This window comes from Curtobacterium sp. MCLR17_031 (genome assembly GCF_003234775.2).
In the GTDB taxonomy this organism is placed as follows: Bacteria; Actinomycetota; Actinomycetes; order Actinomycetales; family Microbacteriaceae; genus Curtobacterium; species Curtobacterium flaccumfaciens.
Genome location: NZ_CP126270.1, coordinates 2,904,156 through 2,923,875, shown reverse-complemented (window position 1 = coordinate 2,923,875; position 19,720 = coordinate 2,904,156). Strand labels below are relative to the sequence as shown.

The window sequence follows — 19,720 nt, the reverse complement described above, 5'->3', positions numbered from 1 at the left end:
GGACCGATCAGGGGATGAGGCGGTCGGCCCGGTACCGGGCGAACAGGTCCGCGAAGGCCTGCTCGGTCCGCCGGAACGCCCTGAACCCGGCGTCGCGGCTCTTCCCCATGTCGGTGACGACCTCCATCGCACGACCGAGGTCGGCGTCGGTGTGCCACCACGAGGCGAGCCGGGTGATGTCGGCCTCGGCGAGACCGTGGCGCTCGGCGATGCCGGCCCACTCGGACTCGTACGGCGCCATCTGCTCCTCGAGCGGTCGCGGAGCGTCCTCGTAGCCCACGACGCGCGCGGGGTCGACACCGAGGTGCGCGGCCAGGCGCGGCCACATCCAGCGCCACCGGAAGACGTCACCGTTGACGATGTTGAACGGCTCGTCTGCACCCTCGGGTGACGTCGAGGCCCACACCATGTGCTCCGCGAGGATGCCGGCGTCGGTCATGTCGGTCAGGCCGTTCCACTGTGCCTCGCTGCCCGGGAACACGAAGTCCAGGTCGAGTTCCTTCGCCAGCGTGGCCTGCACGGCGAGTGTGAGGCCCATGTTCATGGCGTTGCCGACCGCGTGCCCGATCACGGTGTGCGAGCGGTGCACGGACCAGGTGAACCCCTGGCGTTCGGCAGCGGCGAAGAGCTCGTCCTCCTGCGCGTAGTAGAAGTTCGGGGTGTCGAGGCGCGGTTCCTCCTCGTGGAAGGGGGTGTCGGGCATCTCGCCCGCGGCGTACGCCTCGAACGGGCCGAGGTAGTGCTTCAGGCCGGTGACCAGGGCGACGTGCTCGAGCGGAGCGTGCGACAGCGCCGCGAGCAGGTCGCGGACCATGCCGCCGTTCACGCGGATGTTCTCCGCCTCGGTGTCCTGCCGCTGCCAGGCGGTGAAGAAGACGTGGGTCGGGTGCTCGTCGGCGAGTGCGGCCGCCAGGCTCTCGGGGTCGCGCAGGTCGGCCGCGACGGTCCGGACGCCCTGTTCAGCGAGCGGTCGGCGGGAGAGCGCCGTCACGTCCCAGCCCAGGTCGAGCAGGTGGCGCACCAGGGCGGAACCGGTGATGCCACTGGCTCCGACGACCAGGGCTTCGCGGCGGGCAGAGGTCTGTTCGGTCGATCCGGTTGCAGTCATCCTTCGATGCAACCGACGTTGGACGACACATGTTCCCTCACCGCGGACGGCGGATGCGGATCGGGCCCTTGGCGGTCGACGGGTCGACGACGGACCCGCCCTGGGTGATCTCGACCTCGCCGCGCGCGACCATGCGCCGGGCGGCTCGACGCGCGGGCTCCATCAGCGGCCGCCAGTCGTCCGGGTCGAGTGATCGTGCAACCTCGGACGGGCAGATGCTCGAGGTCCGTGCCCGTGCCGCGAGCAGTTCGTCGATGCGCTGCTCGAGGGCCCGGTCGGTGTCGTCGAGCCCGTGTCGGCGGCAGGCTGCCGAACACCACTTCGCCTCCGGCGCCGCCGAGGACGGCATCCGTCGCCCGCACGAGGCGCAGGTCCGTTCGGCGTGTGCCGACTCCGATGCCGACGCATCGGCTTCCGTCCTGATCGCCCGTCCCATGGCCCCATCCTCGTCCTGCTCGGCAGGGCGGTCCACAGCCACCACGCGCACGGTCCAGGTGCGCCTGGCAGCATCGGAGCAGTGAATCCCGACACCGCCCCCGCCCGTCCGTCCGAGCCGGCCTGGGTCCAGCACGTGATGTGGTGGCACGTCTACCCGCTCGGCTTCGTCGGCGCCGAGGTCCGCCCCGCGTCACCGGTGGGGGAGCGTCCGCTCGAACACCGCCTCGACCGCCTGATTGGCTGGCTCGACCACGTCGTCGACCTCGGTCTGAACGGCCTGTTGCTCGGCCCGGTGTTCGCGAGCTCGACCCACGGGTACGACACGGTCGACCACTTCCGCATCGACCCGCGCCTGGGCGACGATGCCGACTTCGACGCCCTGGTCGCCGCGGCGCACGAGCGGGGCGTGCGGGTGCTGCTGGACGGGGTGTTCAACCACGTCGGCCGTGAGCACCCGGCGTTGCGTGCGTTGTCGGACCAGGGCCCGGAGGCGCCGACCGCCGACCTGTTCGCCATCGACTGGTCGGGGTGGCAGCCGGGGCAGCCCGTGCCCGTCGGACTGTTCGAGGGCCACGACATCCTCGTCGCGCTCGACCACGACAGCCGTGCCACCGAGGACCTCGTGGTGGAGGTGATGACGCACTGGCTGGCCCGCGGCGTCGACGGTTGGCGGCTCGACGCGGCGTACGCGGTGCCGCCGGCGTTCTGGGCGAGGGTGCTGCCGCGGGTGCGGGAGCGGTTCCCGGACGCCTGGTTCAGCGGCGAGGTGATCCACGGCGACGCGGCGGCGATCGCACGCGACTCGACGATGGACTCGCTGACCCAGTACGAGCTGTGGCAGGGGATCTGGCACGGCATCGCGGACCGCAACGGCCACGAGCTCGCGCACGCGATCGAGCGGCACGACGCGCTGCTGGCCACCTTCGCCCCGACGACGTTCGTCGGCAACCACGACGTCACCCGGATCGCGAGCGCGGTGGGGGAGCGGTTCGCCGGGCACGCCGCCGCGGTGCTGTTCACGGTGGCGGGGACCCCCGTGGTCTACGCGGGCGACGAGTACGGCTGGACCGGGGTGAAGGAGGAACGCGAGGGCGGCGACGACGCGGTCCGCCCGGAGTTCCCGGCCGAGGTGCCGGAGCCGACGGACCTGACCCACGCGCACGAGGCGCTCATCGCCCTGCGTCGCCGGAACCCGTGGCTGCACCGCGCGCACACCGACGTCGTGCACCTGACCAACACCGCCGTGGTGCTGCGGACCGCGACGGCGGACGCCGCCGTGGTGACCGCCCTGAACCTGTCGGACGATCCCGTCGAGGTGCCCGTGGCCGACGCGACGCAGGTCGAGGCGGGCGGGGCCGATCTCGGGGACTGGACCCTGCGCCTCCCGGCCGGGGGTTGGGCCGTCCTGTCGCGTTCGTGAGCAGAAACGGTCGGGTCCCCATCGAGGACCCGACCGTTTCTGCTCACCAAGCGAACAAGCGAACGCGCGAACGCGAACGCGAACACGAGAACGCGCGAACGCGCGCACGCGCGAACGAGCGAACAACGCTACTTGCGCGCGGACGCCGCCCGGCGCTTGTTGAACACGTCGAACGCGACGGCGGCGAGCAGCACCAGACCCTTGATCAGGGACTGGAACTCGGTGCCGACACCGAGGATCGACATGCCGTTGTTCAGCAGGCCGATGATCAGACCGCCGACGATGGCTCCCGGCACGGTGCCGATGCCGCCGGTGACGGCCGCGCCACCGATGAAGACGGCGGCGATGGCGTCGAGCTCGAAGCCGTTGCCCGCGCCCGGCGCCGCCAGGTTGAGCTGGCCGGTGAAGACCACACCCGCCAGGGCCGAGATGACACCCATGTTGACGAAGAGCAGGAACGTGACGCGCTTCGTCTTCACACCCGACAGCTGCGCGGCCAGGGCGTTGCCACCGATCGCGTAGATGTGGCGGCCGAACACCGCGCTCCGCATGACGACCGAGTAGATCACCACGAGGGCGCCGAGCACGACGAGCACGATCGGGGTGCCGTTGTAGCTGGCGAGCAGGAGCGCCACGTAGATCACGAGCACGGCGCCGAACGCCGTCTTCACGATGAACCAGGCGAACGGCTCGCTCTCGAGCTGGTACTTGCGCCGCGTGATGCGTCCGCGGAACGCCGCGATCACCATGACGGCCGCGGCGGCGAAGCCGAGGATCATCGTGAGCGGCTCGTACCCGGTGGTGCCGAAGGACGGCAGGAAGCCGGAGCCGAGCGAGCGGAAGCCGGCGGGGAACGGCGAGATCTGCTGGTTCTGCAGGACGATCTGGGCCGCGCCGCGGAACGCGAGCATGCCCGCCAGCGTCACGATGAACGCCGGGATCCCGAAGTACGCGATCCAGAAGCCCTGCCAGGCACCGACGAGCGCACCGACCACCAGGCAGAGCACGACCGCGATCGGCCACGGGATGTTCCACTGCGTGATCATCACGCCGGCCATGGCACCGGTGAAGGCGACCACCGAGCCGACCGACAGGTCGATGTGTCCGGCGATGATGACCATGACCATGCCGATGGCCAGGATGAGGATGTAGCTGTTCTGGACGATCAGGTTCGAGACGTTGATCGGGGCCAGCGTGATGCCGTTCGTGGTCACCTGGAAGAAGATGACGATGACGATCAGCGCGATGAACAGGCCGATCTGTCGGAGCTGCCCGGTGAGGTAGCCGACGGCGGACTTAAGCGCGTTCATTGACAGGGGTCTCCCGTTCCTGGGTCATGTACTGCATGAGGACCTCGGGCGTCGCCTCGGCGCGCGGGACGTCGGCCGTGATGGTGCCCTCGGAGAGGGTGTAGATGCGGTCGCAGATGCCGAGCAGTTCGGGGAGCTCGGAGGAGATCACGATGACCGCCTTCCCCTGGTCGGCGAGCTGGTTGATGATCGTGTAGATCTCGTACTTCGCGCCGACGTCGATGCCGCGGGTGGGCTCGTCGAGGATGAGCACGTCGGGGTCGGCGTACATCCACTTCGACAGGACGACCTTCTGCTGGTTCCCGCCGGAGAGCTTCCCGGTCACGACGTCGACGTTCGGCGCCTTGATGTTGAGGCTCTTGAGGAACTGGGTCGCGACGGTGGTCTCCTCCGAGGAGTTCACGAAACCCCAGTTGGCGAGCTTGCCGAGCGCCGACCCGGAGATGTTCCGCTTGATGTCGTCGATCAGGTTCAGGCCGTAGCGCTTACGGTCCTCGGTGACGTAGGCGATGCCGTTGTCGATCGCCTGCGAGACGGTGTGCGTCTTGATCGGGGTGCCGCGCTTGTAGACGGTGCCGCTGATGCCGGTGCCGTAGGACTGGCCGAAGACGCTCATCGCGAGTTCCGTGCGGCCGGCGCCCATCAGCCCGGCGATGCCGACGACCTCGCCGGCGCGGACGTTGAGGTTGGCCTGGTGGATGATCTCGCGCGACGAGTCGAGCTGGTGGTGGACGGTCCAGTCCTCGATCCGCAGCAGTTCCTCGCCGATGACGGGGTTCTCGCGCTCGGGGTACCGGTTCGACAGGTCACGGCCGACCATCCCGCGGATGATCCGGTCCTCGGACACGTCGTCGGCCCGCATGTCGAGCGTCTCGATGGTCTTGCCGTCGCGGATGATCGTGACCTTGTCCGCGATCGCCTTGATCTCGTTGAGCTTGTGGCTGATGATGATCGCCGTCATGCCTTCGGCCTGCAGCGAGCGGATGAGCTCGAGCAGGTGCGCGGAGTCGTCGTCGTTCAGCGCGGCGGTGGGCTCGTCGAGGATGAGGAGCTTCACCTCCTTCGAGAGCGCCTTCGCGATCTCGACGAGCTGCTGCTTGCCGACACCGAGGTCGACGACCTTGGTGACGGGGTTGTCCTTCAGCCCGACGCGCCCCAGCAGCTCGGCGGCCGTCAGGTTCGTCTTGTTCCAGTCGATGAAGCCGCCCTTGGACTGCTCGTTGCCGAGGAAGATGTTCTCGGCGATCGACAGGAAGGGGCTGAGCGCCAGCTCCTGGTGGATGATGACGACGCCCGCAGCCTCGGAGTCGTTGATGTTCGCGAACCGCACGGGTTCGCCGTCGAGCAGGATCTCGCCGTCGAAGGAGCCGGCCGGGTAGACACCCGACAGCACCTTCATGAGCGTCGACTTGCCCGCGCCGTTCTCGCCGCAGATCGCGTGGACCTGGCCGCGCTCGACCTCGATCGAGACACCCTGCAGGGCCTTGACGCCGGGGAACGTCTTGGTGATGTCCCGCATCTCGAGGATGGTGTCCGCCATGTGGACGCCTTTCCGTCGTGCGCGCGTGCGCGCGCTGGTGGAGACGGACTGGAGGCGCGGTGCGGGCTGGCACCGCGCCTCCGGTCCGTGAGATGGGCCTGACTACTTCAGGTCGGCTTCGGTGTAGTACCCGGAGTCCACGAGGACTTCCTTGTAGTTGTCCTTCGTGACGACCGTCGGCTGGAACAGGAAGGTCGGGACGACCTTGACCTTGTTGTCGTAGCTCTTCGTGTCGTTGACCTCGGGCTTCTTGCCGGTGAGCAGGTCCTCGGCCATGGTGACGGACTGCTTGGCGAGCTTGCGCGTGTCCTTGTAGATCGTCGAGTACTGCTGGCCGGCGATGATCGACTTGACCGAGGCTGCCTCGGCGTCCTGGCCCGTGACCGTCGGGAGCGGACGGTCGCTCGTGCCGTACCCGGCGCCCTGGAGCGCCGAGATGATGCCGATCGAGATGCCGTCGTACGGCGAGAGCACGCCGTCGAGCGTGGTGCCGCCCGAGTAGGACTTCGCGATCAGGTTCTGCATGCGGGCCTTGGCCGTGGCCGGGTCCCACTGCTGCGTCGCGGCCTGGGACAGCTGGTCCTGGCCGGACTGGATCTTCAGCGTGCCGTCCTCGAGGTACGGCTTGAGCGTCTTCATGGCGCCGTTGAAGAAGAACCCGGCGTTGTTGTCGTCGAGCGAGCCGGCGAAGACCTCGATGTTGAAGGGGCCCTTCTCGCCGGTCTTCTTGCCGTCCGCGTCGAGCACACCCAGGCCGGTGAGCAGGCTGTTCGCCTGGTCGACGCCGACCTTCTCGTTGTCGAAGGACACGTAGTAGTCGACGTTCTTGTTGCCCGTGAGCAGGCGGTCGTACGAGATCACCTTGATGCCGGCCTTGGCGGCGGCGTCGAGCTGGTCGGAGAGCGCGCCACCGTCGATCGACGCGATGATCAGGACCTTCGCGCCCTTGGTGATCATGTTGCTGACCTGCTGGGCCTGCTGCTGGACCTTGTTGTCGCCGTACTCGAGGTCGACCTTGTAGCCGGCCTTCTCGAGGTCGCTCTTGACGGCGTTGCCGTCCTTGATCCACCGCTCGGAGACCTTGGTGGGCATGGCGACGCCGACGAGGGCGCCCTTGTTGTCGCCGCTGCCGCCACCATCGGTGGACGCACGGCCGCCGGCCGAGCAAGCGGCCAGCGAGATCGCGATGCCGACGGCTGCGACGCCCGCGATGATCCTGCGCTTCATCATCGAAGTACCTCTGTTCCTTCGCGTCGTCCTCGACGCGGTCGGGTGCCGGGGCTGCTGTGCCCCGTGGGATGCGCTCGTGTGAGCGCTCACATCTTGTGGGTTCCGTGACGGGGTGTCAACTCAACACCGCCGTTTCGTGATCTTGCCGCGGCGACCGGACCGAGCGGTACGGTTGGCGCGTGAGCACCACGACCGCCCCCGAGGGCAGGGGCGGCAAGCGCCGGAAGGCCCCGACGATCTTCGACGTCGCCGAACGCGCCGGCGTGTCCCACCAGACCGTCTCCCGCGTGATCAACGGCGACCCGACCGTCCGCGAGCAGTTCCGGACGCAGGTCACCGACGCCGTCACCGAGCTCGGGTACCGGCCCCGTGCCGCCGCCCGGGCGCTCGCCGGTGGGCGGAGCAAGGCGCTCGGCATCATCACCGCCGGCGACGCGCTGTACGGCCCGTCGAGCACCTCGATCGGCTTCGAACGGGCCGCCCGCTCCGCCGGGTACCACGTGCTGCTGTCGACACTGCCCGAGGAACCGCGGCCGTCCGACCTGTCCGGGGCGCTCACCACGCTGCTGGCGCAGGACGTCGCCGCGATCGTGCTGGTCGCCGCCGACAACCGGGTGCTCGACGCCCTCGCCTCGCTCACCGTGCCGGTCACGGTGCCCGTCGTGGTGTCGAACGCCGTGCAGCGCGACGCCGTCCGGACCCCGGTCGCGCCGAGCGTCGCCGCCGTCGCCATCGACCAGGCGGCCGGCACCTCGCTCGTCATGCAGCACCTGTTCGACCGCGGACACCGCCGGATCGTGCACATCGCCGGACCGCACGTGTCCCAGGAGTCCGAGGTGCGTCGCGCCACCTACGTGCGGATCATGCAGGACGCCGGACTCGAACCGGTCGTGCTCGAGGGCGACTGGACCCCGGCGAGCGGCTTCGCGGCCGCCCGGCGCATCGACGTGGGGACGGTCGACGCCGTCTTCGCGGGCAACGACCAGATGGCGCTCGGGGTGCTGCACGCCTTCGCCGACGAGGGGCTGCGGGTCCCCGACGACATCGCGGTCGTGGGGTTCGACGACGTCCCCGAGGCCGCGCACTTCACGCCGCCGCTGACCACCGTGCGGCAGGACTTCCGGGCGATGGGGGAGCGGGTGCTCGACACCGTGCGGGCCCTGGTCGAGGGGGAGCCCCGCGACGAGACGCTGCTCGCGCCCGAGCTGGTGGTGCGGCGCAGCACGTAGCGCCCCCTCGCACCGTGCGAGGTCTGGCACCGCGCGCTCGGCGTGGTGCGAGGTTCCGTACTCGGTGCGAGCCCCTGCGCCCCGCACGGAGTACGCAACCTCGCACCACACCGGCGGCACCCCTCGCACGGTGCGAGGGGCGCCGCCGGCGAGCTGACCCGACCGTCAGCCCTTCAACGCCCCGGACGACAGCCCGGCGACGTAGAACCGTTGCAACCCGACGTACAGCGCGATGCACGGGATCATCGCCACCACCGACCCGGCGACGAGGTTGCCGTACGACACCTGCCCGTACGCCCCGGTCTGCAGGTTGAGCAGCGCGACCGGCAGCGTGTACAGCGAGTCCTTCGTCAGGAACGTCAGGGCTCCGAGGAACTCCGTCCACGACGCCAGGAACGCGTAGAGCGCGGCGGTCGCCGCCCCGGGCAGGAGCAGCGGGCGGAGCACCGACACGACGACCCGGAAGCGCGAGGCCCCGTCGACGAACGCCGAGTCCTCGAGCTCGGTGGGGATCGACTCGAACGCGTTCCGCATCACGAACACCCCGAACGGCAGGTTCACGGTCGTGTAGAACAGCACGAGTCCGAGCAGCGAGTTCGTCAGCCCCATGGCGTTCATCTCGAGGTACAGCGGCGTGAGGATGGCCTGGAACGGCACCATCATCGTCAGCAGCACCAGGCCGAACACGAGCCCGGCGCCCCGGAACCGGAAGCGGGCGAAGCCGTAGCCGGCCATCGTCGCGATCACCGCGGTCAGCACCGCCGTGGCGATCGACACGATGAGCGAGTTCACGACGCCGGTGAGCAGGTGCGACGACGAGGCGAACACGGCGGCGAAGTTCTGCCACCCGAGCTGGAAGAACGTCGCCGGGTCGGGGGCCTGCGTGATGACGGCCTCGGACTGGAACGCCCGCAGGATCGACCAGAAGAGCGGGACGCCGAACACGAGCGCCGAACCGATGCCGGCGATCGCGTACAGGGTGCGCTTCACGGTGGTGTCGCGGGGGTGCTGGACGCTGCCCTGCTGGTGGCGCCGACGTCGCCCGTCGCCCGTGGTGGTCAGGGTCCTGGTGGACAGGTCCGGCGCCGAGAGGGCCGCACGGGAGGTCGTGGTGCTCATGGCGTCAGTCCTTCTCTCGCAGTGCCCAGAACTGGAACACCGTCACGGCGGCGATCACCACGACGAGGGCGATCGACTGGGCGGTCGCTGCCCCGAGCTGCAGGTTCACGAACCCGCGGTTGTAGATCGCGTTCACGATCGTGGTGGTCTCGGTGCCCGGCCCGCCCTGGGTCAGGATGTAGAACTGGTTGAACGCCAGCAGCGACCCGATCACCGAGATGATGACGCTCAGTGCGACGGTGGAGCGGATCATCGGGAACGTGATGAGGCGTTCGGTCTGCCACCAGGACGCCCCCTCGAGCTGCGCCGACTCGTAGACCTCGTCGGGGACGCCCTGCATCGCCGACATGAGCAGCACCATGGTCAGCCCCGAGACCGCCCAGACCACGAGCACGCAGATGAGCAGCGTCGCCAGCGGACCGTTCACGAGCCACGCGGTGCTGCCGTCGGTGATCCCGAGCCAGCGGAGCACCATGTTGACGGCCCCGGAGTTCGGCTGCGCCTCGAGCACGAGCATGAACGAGAGCGTCGTCAGCCCGACCACGTACGGCAGGAAGAACACCGTCCGCAGGATCGTGCTGCCCCGGCGGCGTGCGCGGACGAGCACGGCGAGGAAGTACCCGAGCGCCAGGATCGGCAGGGTCACGATGGCCGTGTACAGCAGCGTGTAGCCGATCGCGTGCACGAACGTCGGGTCCTGGAACAGCGTCAGGTAGTTCTGCAGCCCGATGAACCGGTACGGGCCGATCAGGGGCCAGTTCGTGAACGAGATGTAGAGCGCGAACACGAGCGGGACGAGCACGAAGACGGCGACGAACAGGATCGCCGGGGCGACGAGGACGGCGCCGGTGCGCGGCGGGTGGGTGAGCGAGTTGCGGGTCCGGACGGCGCCGCCGCGCCCCGGGCCGCGGCCCACGGTGGGACGGCCCGGGCCGGTCCGGCCGGCGGGGCGCCGGGTGGAGATGGTCGACATGCGTGCACCTCTCTGTGCATCAACAAGAGCGAGACGAGCGAGACGAGCGAGACGAGCGAGACGAGCGAGAAGACAGGCAGGCCGGCTCAGGCCTGGACCTGGTCGAGGATCCGCTGGTAGTCGGACTGCGCCGTCCGCATGGCGGCAGCGCTCCCCGACCCGAACACGGCCTCGCGGAACATCGCGAAGTACGGCGACGACGGCTGGTTGTTGAGCAGGTTGTACGCCAGCGTCTGCGGTGCGTAGCCCTTCTCGATGGCGTCGAGCGGCCCGTACGCCAGTGGGAACCGCTTGCGGTACTCCGGGGTGGCGGCGTCGGACCGCGTCGGGAAGTACCCGCCGTCCGGCAGCGCCTGCTGCTGCTGGAGGCCGTTCGCGTACTGCATGAACGCCCACCCACCGGACGGGTTCGCCGCCCCGTTCGGGATGCACATGTTGTCGCCGCCGTCGAAGAACGACCGCTGGCCGTCCCACGACGGGATGAGCACCGTCTGCATCTTCGCCCGCATCGCCTTGGTGGCCGCGGGCACGGTCGCCCCGTACGAGGTCGGGAAGATCCCCACCCTGCCGGCCCGGAAGTCGGCACCCCACGTGGTGCCGGCGTCGGAGTACGTCGCCTTCGACAGCACGCCGTCCTTCCACAGCTGCCGGTAGAACTCGAGCATGCGTTCGAGGGCCTCGTTGCCGGTGATGTTCGCCCGCTGGGACCCCACCTCGCCGGTCATCATGTCGACCCCGGTCGCCCAGACGTGCGGCTGCGTGACGAAGCCGATGATGCCCGCGGCGTTGCCGGAGATCGACCAGCCGTACACGTCTTCGTCGAGCTTCCGGATGGCCTTCGCCGCGTCGAGCAGCGTGGACAGGTCCTTCGTCGACTCCTCGACGTCGAGGCCCGCACGCTCGAACAGCTCGGTGTTCACGAACAGCTGCGAGTTGTCGGCCAGGTAGGGCAGGCCGTAGTACCGGTCGCGGTACTCGAGCAGGCGCAGGTGCCCGGGTGAGATCGCGTCGAAGTAGTCCAGGCTCTTGACGACGTCGGTCAGGTCGGCGAACGCCTCGCGGAAGATGAACAGCTGCGAGTTGATGTCGTCGATGTCCACGACGTCCGGTGGCTCACCCCCGCGGATCGCGGTCGCGAGCTTGGTCACGTACTGCGCGTCCGGCACGGGCGTCAGCTGGACCTGCAGCGCCGGGTTCGCCTTGTTGAACCCGGCGACGGCCGACGTCAGGCCGGCCTGGGTCGCCGACCGGCACCACACCTGCACGGTGCCGGTCGCGTTCTTCCCGAAGCTCGCGGGCTTCGCGACGACCTTCGGCAGGGTGCCGGAGCACCCGGCCAGGGCGAGGGCGGCCCCGCCGGCGACGCCGCCGACGAGGAACGCTCGGCGGTCCACGCCGGTCACCGCGCCAGCGGGAGCCAGACGCGCATCGGCGCGGCTCCCCGGTTGGCCCACGCGTAGTACGGGACGGCGGTCGCGGTGACGTCGCGGCCGTCGTGACCAGCCTGGAGGCCCGTGGTGACGCCCTGCGGACCGGCCACGTCGTCGACGTCGGTCGCGTCTCCGGCGTGATCCGCGCCTCCAGACCGGGTCGCGTCCAGCCGCTGGTACGGCCAGGCCGGCTGCACGTGCTCGGCCGGGGCGTGCCCCGGGATCCGCAGCGTGACGACGCCGTCGAGCAGGTCGTCGCGGCGCTCCTCGGTGATCGGCGCGTCCGCGTCGACCGTCAGGTCGTCGACCGTGAAGCCCTGCTGGTCCGCCTGCTCGACCGCGTACACGAGCGGGCCGCGCTCGATCGCGACCTGCCCGCGGGCGGCGTCGATGCGGGCGTCCGCGACGTAGCGGTGCGGCGTCGTGTCGAAGACGAGCTCGACCGTGTCGCCCGCCGACCACTCGCGGTCGACGACGTGCAGCGTGCCCGCCGCAGGGTTCGCGGACCCGTCCGGACCCGTGACGGTCGTGGTGTCCGACCAGGCCGGGATCCGCAGGCCCAGGGCGAGCGGGCCGTCCTCGGTGACCGTGACGCGGACGCGGCCCTCGTGCGGGTAGTCGGTCTCGACCCGCACCGGACCGAGGTCGGCGGTGGCGTACTGGTGGACCTGCAGCCCGCCGTCGGTCGCGGTCGCCAGGTAGCCGTCGAGGCTCGCGAAGGTGCGCATGATGTTCGGCGGGCAGCAGGCGCAGTCGAACCAGCCGCGGCGCCCGTGGGCGGGGGAGCGGTTCTCGTCCTGGTGGGCGTGGTCGCGCTGCTGCAGCGGGTTCACGTAGAAGTACTCGGTGCCGGCCAGGCTCACCCCGGCGAGGAACGCGTTGTACAGCAGACGCTCGATCGCGTCGGCGTACACGGGCTTGCCGGTGGCGAGCAGCAGCCGCCAGGCCCACTGCACCCCGCCGATGGCCGCGCAGGTCTCGGCGTAGCCGCGGTCGGTCGGCAGCTCGTACGGGTCGCCGAACGCCTCCCAGTCCCAGCGCGCCCCGAGTCCGCCGGTGATGAAGGCCTTCGTCGCCATCATGTCCGCGAACTGCGTCTCGCTCGCGGCGAGGAGCTCGGTGTCCCCGGTCTCGATCGCGACGTCCACGGCGCCCGCCGCCAGGTACACGGCGCGCACGGCGTGGCCCTCGACGGTCGTGGCCTGCCGGCTCGGCACCCGGTCGGAGAAGTACGTCGGCTCGCCGCCGGCGCGCTCGATGATGCCGTGCCCGCGGGCGTCGACGAACCAGTGCGCCAGGTCGAGGTAGTCACGGTTGCCGGTCTCGCGGTACAGCTCGACCAGGCCCATCTCGACGACGGGGTGGCCGTCGACGTCGCGCGTCTTCGGCGTGCCGTCCGGTGCGGTGCCGTCGCCGAACGTGCGGACCAGGTGGTCGGCGTTCTTGATCGCGACGTCGAGCAGCCCGGTGTCGCCCGTCGCACGGTGCTGGGCCACGGCCGCCTGGTACAGGTGCCCGGCGCAGTACATCTCGTGGCTCCACTTGAGGTCCGTGTACCGCTCACCCTTGCCGCGGACCTGCTGCACGGAGTCCAGGTACCCGTCGTCGGCCTGTGCCCGGGCGTACAGCGCCGTGACCTCGCGCTGCAGGTCGAGCAGGTCCTCGGCGGGGGCGCGGCCGTACTCCCAGGCCACGGCCTCGAGCCACTTCGTCACGTCGGAGTCCATGAAGATCGGGCCGACGGCCTCGCCCTCCTCGAGTCCCGCGGCGATGCGGAGGTTGCGGAAGTTGCCGGCCGTCTCGAGCTGCTGGTAGCCGCTGCGGACGGCGTCGCGGCCGTTGCGCTCCTGGCGGAGCCCCCAGAAGCCGCCGGTGATCCGGGCGTCGCCGGTCGGCAGCGGCCGGAGCGTCAGGCGTGCGTCGGTGGTCGGGAGGACCGGGGTCGCGGTGTGCGCGCCGCGATCGGTCGCGAGCGTGGTGGTCATGTCGCCTCCTTGCGATGTGACTGGCACCGTGCGGATGGAGCTGGCCATCCGGAAAACGGTTTCTGCGGTGGACGCTACGACACCGGGCGCACGCCGCGCAAGAGCATTCCGGCGGTTTTGTGTAAGGTCATCGGCACGTCCTGGTCGTCGGAAAGGTGGTTGCCGTGACGCTCGAACGCACCGGACAGCCGATCCGGATCACCGACGTGGCGGCGCTCGCCGGGGTGTCGATCGGCACCGCATCGAAGGCGCTGAACGGCACCGGGCAGCTGCGGGACGCCACCCGGCTGCGGGTGAAGGAAGCCGCCGAGAAGCTCGGGTTCGTCGGCGATGCCCGGGCCCGTGCGCTGTCGTCGGGGCGGACCTACACCGTCGGCATGATCACCACCGACTCGTTCGGACGGTTCTCGATCCCGGTGCTGCTCGGTGCCGAGGACGCCCTGTCCGCCGGGCGGATGGCCGTGCTGCTGTGCGACACCCGCGACGACCACGTCCGCGAGGCCCACTACCTGCGCTCCCTGGCGGCCCGCGGCGTCGACGGCATCATCGTGACGGGTCGTTCCGCCGACGCCCGAGCCCCGATCGACGTGTCGATCCCGGTCGTCTACGCCTTCACACCCTCGACCGACGACGCCGACGTGTCGGTCACCCTCGACGACGCCGCCGGGTCGGCACTCGTCGCTTCGCACGTGCGCTCGCTCGGGCGGCAGCGGGTCGCGATCGTGACGGGGCCGGCACGGCACCGGTCCGCGGCACGACGGGTGGCCGGTGCCTCGTCGGTCCTCGGGTCGCACCTGGTCACCGACCCGCTGTACGGCGAGTGGTCGGAGCGCTGGGGGCGGCAGGCCGTGGACGTGTTGGCTCGGGAGTCGCCCGACGTCGACGCGATCGTCTGCGGCAGCGACCAGATCGCCCGGGGCGTGTGTGACCGGCTGCGGGAACTCGGGCGTTCGGTGCCCGGAGACGTCGCGGTCACGGGGTTCGACGACTGGGACGTGATGGCGCTCGCCTCCAGGCCGCCGCTGACCACCGTGGACCTGCGGCTCGAGGAGCTCGGACGCGTCGCGGGGCAGGCGCTCCTCGCCCTGATCGACGGCGGGACGGCGTCGTCCGCGGCCGTGACCCCGTCGCTCGTCATCCGCGAGAGCACCGTCGGCGCGTAGGGCGCGGTTCGGCGGTCGGGGCTCGGGGCTCGGGGCTCGGGGCTCGGGGTTCGGGGCTTGCGAGGTCGCGCGAACTGCCGCGCGTCGTGCCGTCGGGCGGCAGTTCGTGCGACCTCGGCGGACCGGTTGCGGCGTGTCGTGCGACCTCGGCGGTGCTGGTGCTGGTGCTCGTGGTCGAGCGGTCACAACACCCCGTCCGCCGTGGTCGAGCGGTCACGACTCGTCGCTCGGCGCAGCTCCAGTCGACAGTTCGTGACCGCGCGGTGGGGAGGCAGCGGGGTGTCGTGACCGTCCCGAGCGCCGCCGTTCGGGGTGTAGCGGTTCGGGGGTGTCGTGGTGCGGAGGATCGGCGTTCGCGGGTGGGGGGCGGCGGGCGGTCGGGACGTGCGCGGGTGTGGGGTGGCGGGTGGTCGGGACGTGCGCGGGTGCGGGGTGGCCGGTGGTCGGGACGTGCGCGGGTGCGGGGTGGCCGGTGGTCGGGACGTGCGCGGGTGCGGGGTGGCGAGGGGTCGGGACTTGCGCGGGTGCGGAGCGGCCGGTGGTCAGGACTTGCGCGGGGGTGGGACTGCGGTGGTCGCACGTCGTCGTCGCCGTCGTTCGTCGCGCGGTCACGACCCGTCGCGCGTGGGGCGTCGAGTGGTCAGGAGCCGTCGGCTACGGGCGCGCCGGACGACGGTTCGTGACCGTTCGGGGGAACTGAGCGGGGTGTCTCGACCGCTGGCGGGACGGGCGGACCGGCGGCGCGCCGCGGCGTTGCACGAGTGAGCGCTCACGTGCCAGGATGTGAGCGCTCACTGAGGACGACGAGGTTCTGGAGGAACACATGGGTGACGACCGCCGACAGCGGATCGTGGACGGGCGCACCACACTCGGGATCGAACTCGGTTCCACCCGCATCAAGGCCTGCCTGGTGGACGAGGACCTCGTGCCCATCGCGGCCGGTTCCCACGAGTGGGAGAACGAGTACGTCGACGGCCGCTGGACCTACTCGCTCGAGGCCGTCGAGACCGGACTCCAAGCCGCGTACGCCGCCCTCGTGGCCGACGTCGAGGCGCAGTACGGCGTGACCCCGACGACCTACCGGGCGGTCGGCGTGAGCGCGATGATGCACGGCTACCTGGCGTTCGACGCCGCGGGCGAGCTGCTCGTGCCGTTCCGCACCTGGCGCAACACCTCGACCGGCCCCGCGGCCGAACGCCTCAGCGAGGCCCTCGGGTTCAACATCCCCCTGCGGTGGTCGATCGCGCACCTGTACCAGGCGGTCCTCGACGACGAGCCGCACGTGGCCGAGATCGCCGGCGTCACGACCCTGGCCGGCTACGTGCACCGTCGCCTGACCGGCCGGAACGTCCTTGGCGTCGGCGACGCGAGCGGCATGTTCCCGATCGAGGGCGGCCCCGTCGACAGCGGCCCCGGCGACCCGGGCGCGAAGGACTTCGACCACGCCATGCTCGCCACCGCGCAGGACCTGATCGGCGTGCCGGACCTGCGGTCCCTGCTGCCCGAGGTCCTCGTCGCCGGTGCCGAAGCCGGTGAGCTGACCCCCGAGGGTGCGGCCTGGCTCGACCCGACCAGCACGCTCGAACCCGGCGCACCGCTCTGCCCGCCCGAGGGCGACGCCGGCACCGGCATGGTCGCGACGAACGCCGTCGCACCGCGCACCGGCAACGTCAGCGTCGGCACGAGCATCTTCGCGATGGTCGTGCTCGAGCAGCCGCTGACCACCGCGCACGAGGAACTCGACGTCGTCACCACCCCGGCCGGCGACGCCGTGGCGATGGTGCACTGCAACAACGGCGCGAGCGAGATCGCGAGCTGGGCCCGGGTGTTCGGACGCTTCGCCGAGGCCTCGAGCGACCGGACCGGCGCGACGCCGATCGGCATCGACGACGTCTACGCCACCCTGCTCGCCGAGGCAGTCGCCGACGACACCGACCCGGATGCCGGCGGGCTCCTCTCCTTCAACTACCTGGCCGGCGAACCCGTCACCCACGTCGAGGACGGCCGGCCCCTGCTGCTCCGCACCCCCGGCGCTCGCTTCACGCTCGGCAACCTGGTGCGCTCCGAGGTGCACGGCGCGTTCGCGACCCTGGCCATCGGCATGGACGTGCTGCACGGCGAACAGGTGCAGGTGGACCGGATGACCGCGCACGGCGGGCTCTTCCGCACGCCCGGCAGCCCGCAGCGGCTCCTCGCGGCGGCGTTGCGCGTGCCGATCGCGCTCGAGGAGACCGCGGGCGAAGGCGGCGCGTGGGGGATCGCGGTGCTGGCCGCCTACCTCGAACACACCGACCAGCAGCTCGCCGACTACCTGTCCGACACCGTGTTCGGCGGGGACGCCGTGCACGTGGCCGAACCCGAGCCGGCAGATGTCGCCGGGTTCCAGACGTACCTGGACCGCTACCGGGCCGCACTGCCCGTGCAGGACGTCGCCGCGGCGGCGACCCGGCCCAGCGCGACCACAGGACCGACCGAAGAGACCGACGGCGCCGACCCGCGCCTCCAGACAGAGGAAGTGACCCGATGACGGACGCGATCGACGAGACCACACGCCATGCGGTGGCGACGACGCGGGAGCGCGTCGCGCGCCTGCACGGCGAACTCGTCCGCTACGGCCTCGTGATCTGGACCGGCGGCAACGTCTCCGAGCGCGTGCCCGGCACGGACCTGTTCGTCATCAAGCCGAGCGGGGTGTCGAGCGACGACCTGACGCCCGAGAACCAGGTCGTCTGCACCCTCGACGGCGTGCCGGCCGAGGGCTGGGGCAACGAGCACGGCCCCTCCAGCGACACCGCCGCGCACGCCTACGTGTACCGGAACATGCCCGAGGTCGGCGGTGTCGTGCACACCCACTCGACGTACGCGACCGCCTGGGCCGCCCGCGCCGAGGCGATCCCGTGCGTGATCACGGCGATGGCGGACGAGTTCGGCGGCCCCATCCCGGTCGGCCCGTTCGCGATCATCGGCGACGACTCGATCGGCCACGGGATCGTCGACACCCTGAGCGGCCACCGCAGCCGTGCGGTCCTGATGCAGAACCACGGCGTCTTCACGATCGGCAAGGACGCGAAGGACGCCGTCAAGGCGGCCGTGATGTGCGAGGACGTGGCACGGACCGTCCACATCGCGAAGCAGGGCGGCGAGGTCGTCCCGATCCCCGAAGCAGACATCGATCGACTCTTCGATCGCTACCAGAACGTCTACGGACAGAACCCCGAAGGAGCCATGCGATGACGCAGGACACCGCGACGCACGTCGACCCCCAGGCCACGCTCGACAGCTACGAGGTCTGGTTCCTCACCGGCTCCCAGGGGCTGTACGGCGAGGAGACCCTGCGCCAGGTCGAGGAGCAGAGCAAGGCCGTCCACGCGGAGCTCGCCGGCCACCTGCCGGTGAAGCTGGTCTGGAAGCCCGTGCTCAAGGACGCCGACGGCATCCGCCGGGCGCTCATCGAGGCGAGCGCCGACGACAAGGTCATCGGCGTCACCACGTGGATGCACACGTTCAGCCCGGCCAAGATGTGGATCGGCGGCCTGCAGGCGCTGACCAAGCCGCTGCTGCACCTGCACACGCAGGCGAACGTCACGCTGCCCTGGGCGGACATCGACTTCGACTTCATGAACCTCAACCAGGCCGCGCACGGCGACCGTGAGTTCGGCTACGCCCTCGCTCGCCTGGGCGTCCGGCACGCGACGGCCGTCGGCCACGTCTCGGACCCCCGCGTCCAGCAGCGCGTCGCGAACTGGACCCGTGCCGCCGCCGGCGCCGCGGCCGTCCGTGAGCTGAAGCTCACCCGCTTCGGCGACAACATGCGCTACGTCGCCGTCACCGAAGGCGACAAGACCGAGGCCGAGATCGAGCTCGGCGTGCAGGTCAACACGTGGGCCGTCAACGAGCTCGCGGCAGCGGTGGACGCCGCAGCAGCGGACACGGCAGCGGTCGACGCGCTCGTGGCGACCTACGAGCGCGACTACGACGTGGACCCGTCCCTGCGCAGCGCCGGCGGCGAACGGCACGCCGCGCTCCGCGACGGTGCCGCCATCGAGATCGGCCTCCGCACCCTGCTCGCGCAGAACGGCAGCGCCGCGTTCACCACGAACTTCGAGGACCTCGGCTCGCTCAAGCAGCTGCCGGGCCTGGCCGTGCAGCGCCTGATGGCCGACGGCTACGGCTTCGGTGCCGAGGGTGACTGGAAGACGGCGGTCCTGGTCCGCGCGATGAACGTCGCCGGCGCCGGCCTGCCCGGTGGTGCCTCCCTGATGGAGGACTACACCTACGACCTCACCCCGGGTGCCGAGAAGATCCTCGGGGCGCACATGCTCGAGGTCTCGCCGACGCTCACCACCACGAAGCCGACGCTCGAGATCCACCCGCTCGGCATCGGCGGCAAGGACGACCCGGTCCGCCTGGTCTTCACCGCCGACTCCGGCGAGGCCGTCGTCGTCGCGCTGTCCGACACCCGCGACGGCTTCCGCCTCACCGCGAACGTCGTCGACGTCGTGCCCCCGACCGAGGCCCTGCCGAAGCTGCCCGTGGGCCGCGCGGTCTGGGAGCCCCGGCCGTCGTTCCCCGTCGCCGCCGAGGCCTGGCTCACCGCCGGCGCCGCCCACCACACCGTCATGACGACGGCGGTCGGCCTGCAGGTCGTCGAGGACTTCGCGACCATGGTCGGCACCGAGTTCCTGGTCATCGACGAGCACACCACCGCACGCGGGTTCCGCGACGAGCTGCGTCTCCAGCAGTCGTGGCACCGTCTCGACCGCGGCTTCTAGAGG

15 protein-coding genes are annotated in these 19,720 nt (G+C 70.7%); 6 read left to right on the top strand and 9 right to left on the bottom strand.

What is annotated here, in order from left to right:
* Positions 1 to 7 precede the first annotated feature (7 nt).
* Both DEI96_RS13830 and DEI96_RS13825 read right to left on the bottom strand, forming a co-directional pair.
* Positions 8 to 1,108, bottom strand: a complete 1,101-nt coding sequence (locus tag DEI96_RS13830; RefSeq protein ID WP_111023517.1) for an SDR family oxidoreductase — start codon at positions 1,106 to 1,108, stop codon at positions 8 to 10.
* A gap of 37 nt (positions 1,109 to 1,145) precedes the next feature.
* The gene (locus DEI96_RS13825) at positions 1,146 to 1,544 is read right to left on the bottom strand and encodes a DUF3253 domain-containing protein (protein ID WP_111023514.1); all 399 of its coding nucleotides are present in this window, start codon (positions 1,542 to 1,544) and stop codon (positions 1,146 to 1,148) included.
* Between the two features lie 81 nt (positions 1,545 to 1,625).
* Here DEI96_RS13825 and DEI96_RS13820 point away from each other — a divergent pair, with 81 nt between their 5' ends.
* Complete coding sequence (locus DEI96_RS13820; protein WP_220039122.1) at positions 1,626 to 2,966, top strand: alpha-amylase family protein; 1,341 nt, start codon at positions 1,626 to 1,628, stop codon at positions 2,964 to 2,966.
* A 128-nt stretch (positions 2,967 to 3,094) separates the two neighbouring features.
* Here the strand turns inward: DEI96_RS13820 and mmsB are convergent, their stop codons facing one another.
* From mmsB to chvE, 3 genes are all read right to left on the bottom strand, one after another.
* Positions 3,095 to 4,276 carry a multiple monosaccharide ABC transporter permease gene (gene mmsB, locus DEI96_RS13815; RefSeq protein ID WP_027466160.1) on the bottom strand — a complete coding sequence of 394 codons (1,182 nt, stop codon included), beginning with the start codon at positions 4,274 to 4,276 and terminating at the stop codon, positions 3,095 to 3,097.
* Positions 4,263 to 5,816 (bottom strand): multiple monosaccharide ABC transporter ATP-binding protein, encoded by a 1,554-nt coding sequence (gene mmsA / locus DEI96_RS13810; protein ID WP_111023511.1) that lies wholly within the window; start codon positions 5,814 to 5,816, stop codon positions 4,263 to 4,265. The genes mmsB and mmsA overlap by 14 nt, the downstream gene beginning before the upstream one ends.
* Before the next feature lie 102 nt (positions 5,817 to 5,918).
* Entirely contained in the window at positions 5,919 to 7,046 is a 1,128-nt protein-coding gene (chvE, locus tag DEI96_RS13805) for a multiple monosaccharide ABC transporter substrate-binding protein (protein ID WP_027466162.1), read from the bottom strand.
* 179 nt (positions 7,047 to 7,225) lie between these two features.
* Here chvE and DEI96_RS13800 point away from each other — a divergent pair, with 179 nt between their 5' ends.
* Positions 7,226 to 8,275: a LacI family DNA-binding transcriptional regulator gene (locus tag DEI96_RS13800; protein WP_111023508.1), complete on the top strand. Its 1,050-nt coding sequence runs from the start codon at positions 7,226 to 7,228 to the stop codon at positions 8,273 to 8,275.
* Between the two features lie 165 nt (positions 8,276 to 8,440).
* On the opposite strand, the gene DEI96_RS13795 is transcribed toward DEI96_RS13800, so the two are convergent.
* The 4 genes from DEI96_RS13795 to DEI96_RS13780 all read right to left on the bottom strand — a co-directional run bounded on the left by DEI96_RS13795 (position 8,441) and on the right by DEI96_RS13780 (position 13,782).
* The gene (locus DEI96_RS13795; protein WP_111023505.1) at positions 8,441 to 9,394 is read right to left on the bottom strand and encodes a carbohydrate ABC transporter permease; all 954 of its coding nucleotides are present in this window, start codon (positions 9,392 to 9,394) and stop codon (positions 8,441 to 8,443) included.
* Positions 9,395 to 9,398: 4 nt separating this feature from the next.
* Entirely contained in the window at positions 9,399 to 10,367 is a 969-nt protein-coding gene (locus DEI96_RS13790) for a carbohydrate ABC transporter permease (protein WP_111023502.1), read from the bottom strand.
* Between the two features lie 86 nt (positions 10,368 to 10,453).
* Positions 10,454 to 11,770: an ABC transporter substrate-binding protein gene (locus tag DEI96_RS13785; protein ID WP_258372832.1), complete on the bottom strand. Its 1,317-nt coding sequence runs from the start codon at positions 11,768 to 11,770 to the stop codon at positions 10,454 to 10,456.
* The gene (locus tag DEI96_RS13780) at positions 11,767 to 13,782 is read right to left on the bottom strand and encodes a glycoside hydrolase family 127 protein (RefSeq protein ID WP_111023496.1); all 2,016 of its coding nucleotides are present in this window, start codon (positions 13,780 to 13,782) and stop codon (positions 11,767 to 11,769) included. Before DEI96_RS13780 ends, DEI96_RS13785 begins: the two co-directional genes overlap by 4 nt.
* 164 nt (positions 13,783 to 13,946) lie before the next feature.
* Between DEI96_RS13780 and DEI96_RS13775 the strand changes: the two genes are divergently transcribed.
* The 4 genes from DEI96_RS13775 to araA all read left to right on the top strand — a co-directional run bounded on the left by DEI96_RS13775 (position 13,947) and on the right by araA (position 19,717).
* Complete coding sequence (locus DEI96_RS13775; protein ID WP_111023493.1) at positions 13,947 to 14,945, top strand: LacI family DNA-binding transcriptional regulator; 999 nt, start codon at positions 13,947 to 13,949, stop codon at positions 14,943 to 14,945.
* Positions 14,946 to 15,768: 823 nt separating this feature from the next.
* The gene (locus DEI96_RS13770) at positions 15,769 to 17,472 is read left to right on the top strand and encodes a xylulokinase (RefSeq protein ID WP_111022061.1); all 1,704 of its coding nucleotides are present in this window, start codon (positions 15,769 to 15,771) and stop codon (positions 17,470 to 17,472) included.
* Positions 17,469 to 18,179 carry an L-ribulose-5-phosphate 4-epimerase gene (locus tag DEI96_RS13765; protein ID WP_111022062.1) on the top strand — a complete coding sequence of 237 codons (711 nt, stop codon included), beginning with the start codon at positions 17,469 to 17,471 and terminating at the stop codon, positions 18,177 to 18,179. Before DEI96_RS13770 ends, DEI96_RS13765 begins: the two co-directional genes overlap by 4 nt.
* Entirely contained in the window at positions 18,176 to 19,717 is a 1,542-nt protein-coding gene (araA, locus tag DEI96_RS13760; protein WP_111022063.1) for an L-arabinose isomerase, read from the top strand. The genes DEI96_RS13765 and araA overlap by 4 nt, the downstream gene beginning before the upstream one ends.
* Positions 19,718 to 19,720 lie beyond the last annotated feature (3 nt).

Coding starts and splice junctions, on each gene's coding strand:
- DEI96_RS13830 (WP_111023517.1), bottom strand. CDS start 1,108: ATGACTGCAACCGGATCGACCGAACAGACCTCTGCCCGCCGCGAAGCC.
- DEI96_RS13825 (WP_111023514.1), bottom strand. CDS start 1,544: ATGGGACGGGCGATCAGGACGGAAGCCGATGCGTCGGCATCGGAGTCG.
- mmsB (WP_027466160.1), bottom strand. CDS start 4,276: ATGAACGCGCTTAAGTCCGCCGTCGGCTACCTCACCGGGCAGCTCCGA.
- mmsA (WP_111023511.1), bottom strand. CDS start 5,816: ATGGCGGACACCATCCTCGAGATGCGGGACATCACCAAGACGTTCCCC.
- chvE (WP_027466162.1), bottom strand. CDS start 7,046: ATGATGAAGCGCAGGATCATCGCGGGCGTCGCAGCCGTCGGCATCGCG.
- DEI96_RS13795 (WP_111023505.1), bottom strand. CDS start 9,394: ATGAGCACCACGACCTCCCGTGCGGCCCTCTCGGCGCCGGACCTGTCC.
- DEI96_RS13790 (WP_111023502.1), bottom strand. CDS start 10,367: ATGTCGACCATCTCCACCCGGCGCCCCGCCGGCCGGACCGGCCCGGGC.
- DEI96_RS13780 (WP_111023496.1), bottom strand. CDS start 13,782: ATGACCACCACGCTCGCGACCGATCGCGGCGCGCACACCGCGACCCCG.
- DEI96_RS13770 (WP_111022061.1), top strand. CDS start 15,769: ATGGGTGACGACCGCCGACAGCGGATCGTGGACGGGCGCACCACACTC.
- DEI96_RS13765 (WP_111022062.1), top strand. CDS start 17,469: ATGACGGACGCGATCGACGAGACCACACGCCATGCGGTGGCGACGACG.
- araA (WP_111022063.1), top strand. CDS start 18,176: ATGACGCAGGACACCGCGACGCACGTCGACCCCCAGGCCACGCTCGAC.